This window comes from Acinetobacter sp. YH12208 (assembly GCF_013418055.1).
Lineage (GTDB): Bacteria > Pseudomonadota > Gammaproteobacteria > Pseudomonadales > Moraxellaceae > Acinetobacter > Acinetobacter pseudolwoffii.
On record NZ_VPCT01000022.1, the window covers coordinates 1 to 13139 of the forward strand.

Below are 13139 nucleotides of genomic sequence, written 5' to 3' on the forward strand. Positions count from 1 at the left end.
TTGATACTGTTATTAAAGTCGTAAAAGCACTGAATTTACGCTTAGCAATTTAAAAAAAACTAGTAAAAAAGGGAGCTTTAAGCTCCCTTTTTCAACTTCGTATAACGTGTATTATGTTAATTTTAGATTTACTAAAACTATTTTTTGAGAACTAGGCTGTTATGGGAACTGTAAAGCTCAAATCTTCTGATGAAGTTTTTCAATTAAAAATTAGTCTGCTAGGTAGTGATCCTGAAATCTGGAGAACTATTCAAATTTCATCGGCAGCTACTTTATCTAGGCTCCATAAGGCAATTCAATCTGCTTTTGATTGGGAAGATAGCCATTTACATGAATTCACGACTATTAAGCATGAAAAGATCAATAAAAGACAAAAATTGAAAGAAGTTCTACGTGTAGGTAAAAAAATTATATATACATATGATTTTGGCGATTGTTGGGAACATTTGATTACTGTAGAAAGCAGACAATCTCCTGATTTAAATAAAAAATATCCATGTTGTATAGATGGTCAAAATCATGCTCCATTTGAAGATATTGGAGGAATTTTTGGATATCTTGATATTTTAGATGCATTACAAGACCCCAAACATCCAAGATATGACGATTACATGCAAATTATCGAGGATGAAATAGGAGAGATAGAGTTTGATCCGACCTACTTTAATTCACATGATATTAAGTTTTAAACCTGATTTAACATAATGTTGATTATACGAAATCAGTCTGTAAGCCCAAAATAGAAATGTCCGGTTTCTCCAAAGTAAAAATGTCCGCTTTTAGAATATGCACTTTTGCGATTATTGAAGCGGACGGTTTGATATGTTGGTGTCTATGTCGGATAAAGAACTTAAACGATTGTCGGTCTTGCAGGAAATCTGCGATCAACGCATAACTCAATCCCAGGCTGCTCAGCTACTTCATATTTCAGAACGTCAGATCAGACGCTTACTGCAGAAATACAAAGCTCAAGGCCCAGCTGCATTAGCCCATGCTGGTCGTGGCCAAACCAGCAACTGCAAACTTCCTGAAGAACTCAGACTCAAGTGCCTCAATATTGTTTCGGATCAACTCCATGGTTTCGGACCCACTTTAGCGCATGAAAAGCTCACTACCGTTCATGGATTCGATCTTTCAGTGGAAACCCTGCGTTGCTGGATGATTAGCCGATTTATGGATTCCTCGCTCCAAGCGCCTGAAACGCCCATATCAGCCTCGATATAACCGAGATTGTTATGGTGAACTGGTACAAATCGATGGCTCACACCATGACTGGTTTGAAGGAAGAGCCGCTAAATGCTGTCTGCTAGTCTTTATCGATGATGCCACAGGCAAATTGCAGCATTTACGCTTCTGTGAATCAGAATCAGCCTTTGACTATATGATTTCGACACGCTTGTATGTTGAACAGCATGGTAAGCCTTTAGCGTTTTACAGCGACAAACATTCAGTCTTTAGGGTGAATCAAAGCAGCAAGAAAGACAGCAAGATTACCCAGTTTGGACGCGTACTCAGTACCCTCAATATCGATATCATCTTCGCTAACTCCCCTCAGGCCAAAGGACGGGTGGAACGGGCCAACAGAACCCTTCAGGACCGTCTGATTAAGGAGATGCGCCTGGAAGGTATCAGTTCGATTGCAGATGCGAATAAGTGGTTACCCTGCTTTATTGAGCAGTTCAATCTCAAGTTTGCAAAGATGTCCTTTAATCCTAAGAACTTACACCGCTCTGCCACCGAAACAGCTGAGTAATTAGATGATATTTTTACCTGGCGAGAGCCACGTAGAGTCACCAATAGCCTGACCATTACTTATGATAAATGTGTATATCTCCTGGAGAGTACAGAAGAAAACCAGAGGCTGATTGGTAAATATCTTGAGTTTCTAGAATACCCGGATGGTACTGTAGCCATCATGCATGAAGGCCGGAAGATCAATTACAGCATCTTCGATAAATTAAGTCAGCTCAACCAGCGAGAGATTGTTGAGAATAAACGGTTGGGTGTTGTTCTGAATCATATCCAACAACAGCATGAAGAACTGGAACAACAAAACAAACGCAATCGTTCTCAAAAGATGCCAAGCAGACGTGCACAGAAAACAGCAATTCAACAACGAAATCTGAATCCTGTGCTTGACTTGGAAATGTCCATATAGGACATTTCTATTTGGTTATTAGGTAGGACATTTCTACTTGGGAATAACACAGTCTGTTAGAACCCATTTAAAGTGTCTATATTCTCACCAATAAAAATGTCTGGTTTATGATGGTTTTCACCATCATGGACTGGATTTAAAACAGTTCGAGATCATCGTATTACCCAGATTCGTGCTGCTGAAACCCTGAGTCGTTCCACCCGTCAAATTACCCGGTGATTGCAGCAGCTCAATCAAGCTGGTGTTTCAGGTATGGTACATGCCAGTCGTGGTCAACCTGACCATCATCGGCATCATCGCCATGATGAGCGGTTAAAATCGCAATGGCTTTCTACTTCGGAATAACCGCCCTATTCATGGGCCTTTGGAGTATTTATTTAATCATCAATCTCTTATGTGAAATCTCATGCTTAGAACCCAGGTAGAACTCTCCTAGATAAATAAATGAGCTAATTAAGCAGTATATTCGAATCATTATTTGAGCCGAATATATGCTATATTCAACTCATCTGAGATTTTTAGAGAAAGATTGCAAATGCAGCAATGGATTTGGCAAGCCCAAAACTGGACAAATTTCACATGGCAAGATTCGATTATCTTACCTAAAACCAGACAGATACATCAAAAAATAGGGATTCTTCTGGGTCAAAGTCAGTATGATCTAGCAAAAGAACAATTCACTCTAGATACTCTACTTGCCAATCTTGTTGCTTCATCAGCAATTGAAAATGAAACCATCAATGTTTTTTCATTACGATCATCTCTAGCTCAACGCTTGGGTGTCACTCTTGAACAGCCCTATCCAAGCTCAGATCGGTCAGAAGGTTTGGCCAATATCATGCTAGATGCACTTAACGATGTTAAACAACCACTGACGGCTGCGCGTCTCGCACAATGGCATCGTTGGCTTTTCAATGATCCAGACTGGACAATGCAACGTTTAAGGATTGGTCAACTTAGGGGGTCAGAGCCTATGCAGGTCGTTTCAGGTCGATTGGATTACCCTAAAGTACATTTTGAAGCACCTCCCAGAAACGGCTTAGAAGACCACTTAAATGCCTTCATAGCGTGGTTCAATCAGAGTCTGAATGATTCATTGCTTGATCCTCTGTTACGTGCAGGTATTACCCATTTATGGTTTGTTACTCTGCATCCTTTTGATGATGGTAATGGTCGTATTACACGTATACTTACAGACCTTGCCCTAGCTCAAATGGATGAACAGAGTATCCGTTTGTATGCAATGTCTACTGCGATATTAAATAAACGTAAAAGTTACTATGAGATATTAGAACAAACCCAAAAAAATGATTCTAATATCACTGATTGGCTGATTTGGTTTCTAGACACATTGAATGATAGCCTTGAAAAAACCTTAGTGCAGATCAGTCGAACATTGTTTAAAAGCCAGTTTTGGCATAAATATTCAAATTTAGCGCTGAGTGAAGAACAACGCAAAGTTCTAAATCGTTTATTAGACGGCGGAGAAAATGGTTTTGAACATGGTATTAGTGCTTCACAATATCAAAAGGTTGCCAAAGTCAGTAAGGCAACAGCCACGCGCCATTTATCAGACTTGCTTGAGAAAGAATGTATCGTCAAATTGGAAGGTGGTGGACGTAATACACGCTATCAGATCAATACGCAGTTATAGAGATGCTCAGCAATCAAAAACATGCTGTATTAAATATACGTATTTATTCACTTTTATTTATTTATTCAGAAAATATCAAAATTACTGCTATATAGCGTCATGATACAAGTTCCTATAAATTAAATTCATAAATTTCAAATATTTAATTTATAGGAAAAAGGACTAAATTTAGCTCATTTTCTATTTAACATTTATATTCATATTTTTTTCAAAATTCATTACTTATTTTCGTATATGTTTCAACGTAGCTTAAAGACATTCATTTATAGGTGTCTTTATGTCTTATCTCATTGCCAAGCATACACATGTCATTGAACATGATAGTGAAGCGATTTATGCAGCTTATCATGTTGCTGATTTTGCACTCAGCGGTCGTAACCAGCGTGATCAAAATCGTGAATTACCTTTTGCAGAAGTGAATTTGTTTAGTCAAAAAGGCTTAGGAGGAATTCGCATTCCACGCGAGTTCGGTGGTGCCTTTGTGTCGAATAAAAGCTTGGCACAGGTGTTTCGTATTATTAATAAGGCGGATTCAAGCTTAGGGCAAATTCCGCAGAACCAGATTGCGCTATTGAACATGATTAATATCATGGGTTCACAACAACAAAAAACATTTGTATTTAACGAAATATTACATGGCAAGCGTCTCGCCAATGGTGGCCCTGAGCGCAATACCAAAGACAGCAAAACCCTAAATACCCGCTTATCGATCGAAAATGAGCGTTACTTTGTCACGGGAGAAAAATTCTATTCAACCGGTAGTAGTTTTGCTGACTGGCTGGCAATTAAAGCGATTCATCCGGAAGGACATGTGGTGCTCACGCTAGTCGAACGATCACAACCAGGTCTTGAAGTGATTGATAACTGGAATGGTTTTGGACAGCGCACCACTTCAAGTGGCACGGTCAAATTAGACCATGTCGAGGTTAATCCCCTACTCATTTTTGATGAGCGTTTATTGGCAAATCAACCGAATTATCGCGGGGCATTTTCACAACTCATGCAAGTGGCGATTGATGTCGGGATTGCTGAAGCTGCCCTTGCAGACACCATTTCTGCAGTCAAACAAGCACGCCCCATCATTGATTCAGGTTTAGACAAAGCCAGCTTCGAACATTACACCCTGCAAGAAGTAGGCAAATCGATTGTGCTGCTTGATGCTGCGATTTTATTGCTTGATGAAGCAGCTGAATATTTAGATGAACTCGATCAACTTACCCAGTTCACTGAACAACAAGCCGCGTTAGCCTCAATTCGTGTCGCAGAAGCAAAAGTCTATGCCAATGATGCGGCATTACACATTTCAGAAAAACTCCTGGAACTCGGTGGCAGCCGCGCAAGTTTGCAGCAGCATAATTATGACCAGCACTGGCGTAATGCACGTGTACACACCTTACATGATCCAATTCGCTGGAAATTACATGCTCTAGGTGACTATTACCTCAACAATACCCTTCCTGCCCGCCATGCTTGGATTTAAGGATCGCGTCATGACATCGTATCAAAAAAATATTTACCTACAGCAAAATCAGCCTATTCATGTGATTCATTCGGATGCTGAGGCATTAGCGATTGCAAAAAAACTTGCGGCCCAGTTTAAAGAAAACGCTATTCAACGTGATGCTGACCGAATTTTGCCGTTTGAGGAAATTGAAGCCTATAGCCAATCAGGTTTATGGGCCATCACCGTGCCGAAAGAATACGGCGGCGCTGATGTATCCAGTTATACCGTTGCGCAAGTGATTGCACTGATGAGTGGTGTGGATGGTTCAATCGGACAGATTCCTCAAAACCACTTTTATGCCTTAGAAGTGTTACGCAATACCGGTACACCTGCACAAAAACAAAAGTTCTATGGCGAAGTTTTAAAAGGTGCACGTTTTGGCAATGCGCTTGCAGAGTTCAAAACCAAAAATTCTACACAAAAACAGACCATATTACGTAAAACCGAACACGGCTATGACATTTCCGGTGAAAAATTTTATTGTACCGGTAGTTTGTTTGCACACCGCATTCCAACATTGGTCAAAGATGAACACCACCGTGAATTTCTGGTCTTTGTACCACGCGACAGCCCAGGACTAGACATCACCGATGACTGGACTGGTTTTGGTCAAAAAACCACAGGCAGTGGCTCAGTCAAATTTCATCAAGTGCAAGTCAATGCAGAAGATATTGTCCCATTTGATGTGGCATTCTCATCACCTACACTGGTTGGTCCGTTTGCGCAAATGATGCATGCTGCGATTGAAACCGGCATTGCCCGTGCAGCCTTCGAAGAAACATTAATTCGTGTACGCCAAGCACGTCCTTGGATTGACTCAAAGGTCGATGTAGCGACAGATGATCCGCTGACCAAATTCGAACTGGGTCGTTTAATTGCCGATGTCCGTGCCAGTGAAGTCCTGCTTAAACAGGCCGCTCGTTCGATTGATGCGGCCAAACCTTCACCGACCCAAGAGAACATCGCTAAAGCTTCTTTAGATGTTGCCAAAGTGCGTGCGCATAGCACTGAAACCACTTTAAAAGTCTCATCAAAACTGATTGAACTTGCTGGCAGCCGTGGCAGCCAACGTGAAGATGGCTTGGATCGTTTTTGGCGTAATGCGCGGGTACACACCCTGCATGATGCATCCCGTTGGAAATATTACTTTATTGCCAACTATGCCGTGAATGCCGTACTGCCACCACGCCGAGGAACGCTCTAATGTCGCATCATTTATCAGTAAATCCTGCAAAAAAAATACTGCTGAATGCCTTTGACATGAACTGTGTCGGGCATATTAACCATGGTTTATGGGCACATCCTAATGATCAATCCCATCGCTTTAATGAACTCAGCTATTGGACTGATTTAGCCAAGACCCTGGAGGGTGGTTTATTCGACGGGTTATTTATTGCAGACATCACCGGTAGCTATGATGTCTATCAGAATAATTTAGACCTGACCTTAAAAGAATCGATTCAGTTACCCAGCCATGATCCAACCACACTGGTTTCTGCCATGGCAGCGGTGACTCAGCACCTAGGCTTTGGGATTACCGTTAATTTAAGCTATGAGTCGCCTTATCAATTTGCCCGTCGTTTTGCCAGTCTCGACCATTTAAGCCAAGGTCGGATGGGTTGGAACATTGTCACCGGTTATTTAGACAGTGCCGCACGCTTGGTCGGTCAACACAGCTTACAAGAACACGATACGCGTTATGAACAAGCCGAAGAATTCTTAGAACTCTGCTATCAGTTTTGGGAAGGCTCATGGGAAGATGAGGCAATTCAAAAAGATAAGATCAATCGTATTTTTACCGACCCACGCAAAGTGCATGCAATTCATCACCAAGGCCAATTTTATCAAAGCCAGGGTGTGTTCCAGGTGGCACCGTCTATTCAGCGCACCCCTGTATTATTTCAAGCCGGTGCTTCACCTCGTGGTTTAGCTTTTGCAACGCAGCATGCTGAAGCCCTATTTATTGGTGCAGACACGGCTGAAAAAGTGAAAGCCCAAGTCGCCAGAATTCGTGAGCTGGCCACACAACAAGGCCGTAATCCTGAAGCATTCAAACTGTTTGTGGGTATCACCGTGGTTTGTGCTGAAACGGATGCGCTCGCTGAAGAAAAATTGGCGGATTATATTCACTATGCCAGCCCTGAAGCGGGTCTGGCGCATTATTCAAGTTCAGTCGGTATCGATTTATCTCAGTTTGCACCTGACGAGCCAATTCCTTACCAAAAAAGTAACAGCATTGTCTCGGTCAACAATAAATTTAAAGAGCAAAGCATCACCCGTAATGATCTTGGCAAACAGCACATTTTAGGTGGACGTTATCCAATTTTTGTTGGTAGCGGTGCCCATGTTGCCGAGCAATTGATTCAATACTTGGATGACACCGGCATCGATGGTTTTAATCTGACCCGTACCGTTGCGCCTGAATCACATCAAGATTTTATCCGTTATGTCATTCCGGAATTGCAACAGCGTGGTCGTTATAAAACCGCTTATCAGGATGGCAGTTTGCGCCACAAATTGTTCCAAAACGGTGATCGACTGCCTGAGCAGCATCCTGTGCAGCAATTCCGCTATGGCATACAGGCAACCGCACAAAAACAACGTGCTTAAAAATGAATCTCAATAAAAACTGATTTAATAAAATATATAGAGGTGTGCAATGGCACAAACAGCAAAAACAAAATGGACACTGATTGGTGTGGTGACGGTGGTCATCGTGATTGGTTTAATCATCTGGAATCAACAAAAATCAAACCCTTCCAATGAATTGGTGATTGGTCTAAGCCCTTCCTTTGCCAAACCTTTACAGGTCGCGGCAGAAGAAGCCAAGGTGCAAGGACTGAATGTTAAATTGGTGGAATTTTCAGATTGGAATACGCCGAACATTACCTTGAATCATGGTGATATCGATGCCAACTTCTTCCAGCATCAACCTTTCTTAAATAACGCAAAAAAACAAACTGATTTTAAAATTAAAGCCTTCGATGTCGGTGCTGCCACCCATGTCGGTCTGTATTCAAAAAAATACAACAGCTTTGCTGAGCTTCCTGATCAAGCCAAAGTGGTGATTCCAAATGACCCAGTCAATCAAGGTCGTGCTTTGCAACTGTTACAACAAGCACAGCTGATTAGCCTGCAACAACCTGATAATTTTTTATCCAGCTTAAAAGACATCGCCAGCAATCCGAAAAAACTGCAATTCATTGAAGTGGAAGGCCCACAAACTGCGCGTGCCATTGATGAAGCGGATCTTGCATTTGGCTATCCACATTATTTACGTCTGGCAAAAACCGCGGATCCTGAAAATGCTTTATTGTTCGACTCAAATACAGATAAACGTTTTGCGATTTTATTTGCCGTGCGTGAAGACTATGAGGATGTTGATGGAAAATTGCGTAAGTTTGTCGATATTTACCAAAATTCACCAAAAGTCAAAGCGGCTTTAGATGCCGACTTTGGTTCTAAACTTTGGTTCCCGGGCTGGAAATAAGGAAAATACCATGGTTAGTTTCGGTTCATCGGTTGAGTTTGCCATTCCGCATATCAAAATTCATCAACTGAATAAATATTATCATGTGCAAGGCAAACAGGTACATGCACTCAAAGACATCAATTTAGACATTCCAAAAGGAAAAATTTTCGGCATTATTGGTAAAAGTGGTGCAGGAAAATCCTCGTTAATTCGTACCCTAAATGGTCTGGAAGGGATGTCTGATGGACATATTCATATCCATCAGCAAGATTTAGCCACTTTAAATCATGAAGAATTAATCCAATTGCGCCAACGTATCGGCATGATTTTTCAGCATTTCAATTTGATGTCGGCAAAAACCGTACATGAGAATGTTGCCCTGCCGCTTAAAATTGCCAAATATCCTGCTGCTGAAATCGATGCACGGGTCACTGAAGTTTTACAACTGGTCGGCTTAGAAAATAAAGCGGAGCACTACCCCTCACAACTTTCCGGCGGTCAAAAACAACGTGTCGGTATTGCACGTGCTCTGGTTCATCATCCTGAAATTCTGCTCTGTGATGAAGCCACCTCTGCTTTAGATCCCGAAAGCACCTCCGTCGTGCTTGCGCTGTTAAAAGAGATCAACCAGAAATTAGGTATTACCATTGTGCTGATCACCCATGAAATGCAAGTGATCCGTGAAATTTGCGATCAAGTCGTGGTGATTGATCAGGGGGAAATTGTCGAGTCAGGACAAGTGTGGTCGGTGTTTTCCAATCCGCAGCAAAAAATTACCCAAGAGTTGCTGAACCTGGAACAGCTCGAATTACCGATTGAACTTTCTGCTGCAAAAACGGAAGCCACTACACACAGCGTTTTAAAGCTGCGATATGAAACTACATTGGTGAATGCACCGAATTTAACTGATTTAACCGCAGCATTTGGTCAGCCGGTGTATTTATATCAAAGCCATGTCGACAGTATTCAGGGGCATTTGATCGGTTCCTTTATTGTGGCGGTGGAAAACACCCAACTCGATCTGGCGGCACTTGCCAGCCAGCTACAACAACACATTGTAAACATCGAGGTTCTCGGCTATGCAAAATCAACTTATTGATCTTCTGATTAGCGGCACAACAGATACCTTATTGATGGTGGGTGTTTCGGCATTTTTGGCTTTTTTAATTGGTTTACCTTTGGCGGTGATTCTGGTCTGTTCCTCTGAACATGGGATTTACCCTTCCAAAAAAATTAATCATAGCTTGGGCTGGATCGTCAATATTAGCCGCTCAGTTCCTTTCTTAATTTTGATGGTCGCTTTAATTCCCATTACCCGCTTTATTGTTGGCACAAGTTATGGGGTTTGGGCGGCAGTTGTGCCTTTAACCCTTGCTGCAACCCCTTTTTTTGCCCGTATTGCCGAAGTCAGTTTACGTGAAGTCGATCAGGGCTTGATTGAAGCCGCACAGGCGATTGGCTGTAACCGAAAACAAATTATTTGGCATGTGCTGTTACCTGAAGCACTGCCTGGCATTGTGGCTGGTTTTACCGTCACCATTGTGACCATGATTAACTCATCCGCGATTGCCGGTGCGATTGGTGCGGGTGGCTTAGGTGATATTGCCTATCGTTATGGTTATCAACGCTTTGATATGCAAATTATGCTTGCCGTGATTGTGGTACTGATTGTGATTGTGATGCTGGTGCAAGCCTGCGGTGACATGCTTGCCCAACATCTCGATAAACGTAAAATTTAAATTCAGCAAACAATAACTTTAGTAAAAGTAACGAGGATAACGTTTTGATTCAAAGTGTTTCATTTATCGGTTTAGGTGCCATGGGTTGGCATATGGCATCACATTTACCAAAACTCGGTATAGAGGTATGCGTTTGGAATAGAACCGAATCAAAAGCACAAGCACATGCAGCACAATTTGCTACACAAGCGGTTTCGATTGAACAGGCCGTACAAGCGGATATCATTATTTCGTGTTTACCCACCAGTGCGGATATTGAAGCACTTATTTCGGCACTGTTGCAAATAGGCTGACATGATAAGCTAAATATCTTATTTATTTCGAGATACAGCAGATGAATCCCTTCCACGGTCGGCACTTTCAAGGTGAAATCATTCTTTGGGCTGTTCGTTGGTATTGTAAATATGGCATCAGCTATCGTGAACTTCAAGAAATGCTCGCTGAACGAGGCATAAATGTGGATCACAGTACAATTTATCGTTGGGTTCAGCGTTATGCTCCAGAAATGGAAAAACGGTTACGCTGGTATTGGCGTAATCCTACAGATTTACATTCATGGCATATGGATGAGACTTATATCAAAGTGAAGGGGCGATGGACTTACCTGTATCGTGCAGTTGATCAACGGGGTCATACGATTGACTTTTACCTTTCCGCTAGACGGAACAGTAAATCAGCCTATAGTTTTCTAGGAAAGATCTTCAATACGGTGAAAAAATGGCAAATTCCACGGGTCATCAATACAGATAAAGCAGCGACCTATGGCCATGCTTTATCACGATTAAAGCGAGAAGGAAAATGTCCAGTAGATATTGAGCACAGGCAGATTAAGTATAAAAATAATGTCATTGAATGTGATCATGGTAAGTTAAAGCGAATCATCAGGGCCACATTAGGATTCAAATCTATGAAGACTGCTTATGCCACAATTAAAGGTATTGAAGTCATGCGTGCACTACGTAAAGGACAAGCATCGTCATTTTATTATGGTCAGCCTCAGGGTGAAGTGTGTCTAATCAACAGGGTTTTCGGTCTCTAAGCACTTTTTAAAGGGAACATCATCGACTCAAATCACTATTTGCAACAGTGCCAGAAAATTAACTATAGTAATTATAAGTGATAAATATAGTAAATTTTGGGGGGTGATTACCGTATAAACTGTACCGGGTTTGAAGGAACTTTTAATATCTATTTAAATATAACGATCATTTTTTTATTTATGAATGAGATCTAATAATCATAGAGTACAATTATCTATAAAATCTCCCCACCATTGCATCATCTCAACACGCTGATTAAAATATTCTGCATGATTATAGCTGGCACGGGTTTTATTTTTATCAGTATGGGATAGCTGTGCTTCAATCCAATTCGATTGAAATAAGCCAGATTCATTTAATATTGTACTAAACGTTGAGCGTAAACCATGAGAAGATAATTCATTTTTCCTGTATCCCATTTTTCTAATAATCAAGTTAAGCGTATTAAAATGAATGGGTTTATTTTTATTTCGTGGACTAGAAAAAACATATTTCTCTCCATGAGACCAGATTAGTGCAGATTTTACAACTTCCAGTGCTTGATCAGATAGTGGAACTAAAAAATCAGGAATATCATGACCTAAAATAACTTTTCTTCTATATTGTTTAATATGTAAGGCTGGTATTTTCCATATTTTTTTATCCAAATCGAATTGATGTGGTTCACAAAGCAGTAATTCACTACCACGTACACCTGTATATAACTTAAATAACAATGCTTTTTTAATGATAGGGTCTGTATTAACCTTATTTAATCTAGCTAAAAAATTAGATAGCTCACTTGATTTTAAATACGGATAATTCTTTTTAATCTTATTATTGATTAATATTTTATGAAGACCAATGGCAATATTATATTCACAATAACCCATTGCTACAGCATAATCATAAATCTGATTTAAATAGCTATAGGCTTTCTTTACAGGTTCTTTTACATTCCGAGATTCTATAGTTTTAATAATTTTAACCAAGTCATATCTTTTAACTTCAGTAAATGGCATTACTCCAATATTGGGGTAAACATCTTGATCCAAACATTTTTTTGCAAGCTGAATGACTCCGCATCGTGGTTTGTCTTCAAAGGAATTTCTAATTTTAAATTCCAACCACTCTTCACAAACATCTTGGAAATTTTTTATGTTTTTTTGATGCAGTGGTTTATTTTGATGACCATTAAATTTATATTCATCCCGGACAATTCTTGCCTCTTTTAACGATGTGACAGGATATTCGCCTAACTTTATGCGAGGACGTTTATTTGTACCTTTAATAGAATAACGATAACTCCAAGATTTACGTCCGTTTGGTTCTACCTTCAAACTTAAGCCATCATCATCTGCCAGAAAATAGATTTTTTCCTTTGGCTTAGCCTGGCGTATCTTAACTTCTGTAAGACTCATGAATATTTAACCTAACCATAAAATGCACTGCTCAATTCAATTATAGCAAATTTAAGCGATATTAATATGATGCGTATCATACGCATCACATATTTCTATAAGTAATTGTTAAATAAAATTTATATTTAGATTGGCTAGTCCTTAGTAACCAATTAATTAACCATTAATTTTG

At 40.4% G+C, this 13139-nt stretch carries 10 protein-coding genes and 3 pseudogenes; 12 read left to right on the top strand and 1 reads right to left on the bottom strand.

Features of this window, described 5'->3' with window-relative positions; genetic code table 11:
- Positions 1-161 precede the first annotated feature (161 nt).
- The 12 genes and pseudogenes from FTU95_RS13765 (at position 162) to FTU95_RS13820 (ending at position 11566) form a co-directional block, all read left to right on the top strand.
- Complete coding sequence (locus tag FTU95_RS13765; RefSeq protein ID WP_000537572.1) at positions 162-689, top strand: plasmid pRiA4b ORF-3 family protein; 528 nt, start codon at positions 162-164, stop codon at positions 687-689.
- Positions 690-834: 145 nt separating this feature from the next.
- Positions 835-2158 (top strand): annotated as a pseudogene (locus FTU95_RS13770) (ISNCY family transposase).
- A gap of 159 nt (positions 2159-2317) precedes the next feature.
- Positions 2318-2491: pseudogene (locus FTU95_RS13775) on the top strand (ISNCY family transposase); the annotation flags it as partial.
- Positions 2492-2693: 202 nt separating this feature from the next.
- Positions 2694-3812, top strand: coding sequence for a Fic family protein (locus tag FTU95_RS13780; protein WP_074382678.1), 1119 nt, complete (start codon positions 2694-2696; stop codon positions 3810-3812).
- 277 nt (positions 3813-4089) lie between these two features.
- Complete coding sequence (locus FTU95_RS13785) at positions 4090-5292, top strand: SfnB family sulfur acquisition oxidoreductase (RefSeq protein WP_100355916.1); 1203 nt, start codon at positions 4090-4092, stop codon at positions 5290-5292.
- Positions 5293-5302: 10 nt separating this feature from the next.
- Positions 5303-6520, top strand: a complete 1218-nt coding sequence (locus FTU95_RS13790; protein WP_159516744.1) for an SfnB family sulfur acquisition oxidoreductase — start codon at positions 5303-5305, stop codon at positions 6518-6520.
- The gene (locus tag FTU95_RS13795) at positions 6520-7926 is read left to right on the top strand and encodes an LLM class flavin-dependent oxidoreductase (RefSeq protein ID WP_159516745.1); all 1407 of its coding nucleotides are present in this window, start codon (positions 6520-6522) and stop codon (positions 7924-7926) included. Before FTU95_RS13790 ends, FTU95_RS13795 begins: the two co-directional genes overlap by 1 nt.
- Before the next feature lie 49 nt (positions 7927-7975).
- Positions 7976-8806: a MetQ/NlpA family ABC transporter substrate-binding protein gene (locus tag FTU95_RS13800; protein WP_100355913.1), complete on the top strand. Its 831-nt coding sequence runs from the start codon at positions 7976-7978 to the stop codon at positions 8804-8806.
- Between the two features lie 10 nt (positions 8807-8816).
- Complete coding sequence (locus tag FTU95_RS13805; RefSeq protein WP_159516747.1) at positions 8817-9887, top strand: methionine ABC transporter ATP-binding protein; 1071 nt, start codon at positions 8817-8819, stop codon at positions 9885-9887.
- Positions 9868-10527 (top strand): methionine ABC transporter permease, encoded by a 660-nt coding sequence (locus tag FTU95_RS13810; protein WP_100355911.1) that lies wholly within the window; start codon positions 9868-9870, stop codon positions 10525-10527. Before FTU95_RS13805 ends, FTU95_RS13810 begins: the two co-directional genes overlap by 20 nt.
- A 44-nt stretch (positions 10528-10571) precedes the next feature.
- Positions 10572-10805: pseudogene (locus tag FTU95_RS13815) on the top strand (NAD(P)-binding domain-containing protein); the annotation flags it as partial.
- 56 nt (positions 10806-10861) lie between these two features.
- Positions 10862-11566, top strand: a complete 705-nt coding sequence (locus tag FTU95_RS13820; RefSeq protein ID WP_001067783.1) for an IS6-like element IS1008 family transposase — start codon at positions 10862-10864, stop codon at positions 11564-11566.
- Between the two features lie 198 nt (positions 11567-11764).
- On the opposite strand, the gene FTU95_RS13825 is transcribed toward FTU95_RS13820, so the two are convergent.
- Complete coding sequence (locus FTU95_RS13825; protein WP_100355904.1) at positions 11765-12967, bottom strand: tyrosine-type recombinase/integrase; 1203 nt, start codon at positions 12965-12967, stop codon at positions 11765-11767.
- Positions 12968-13139 lie beyond the last annotated feature (172 nt).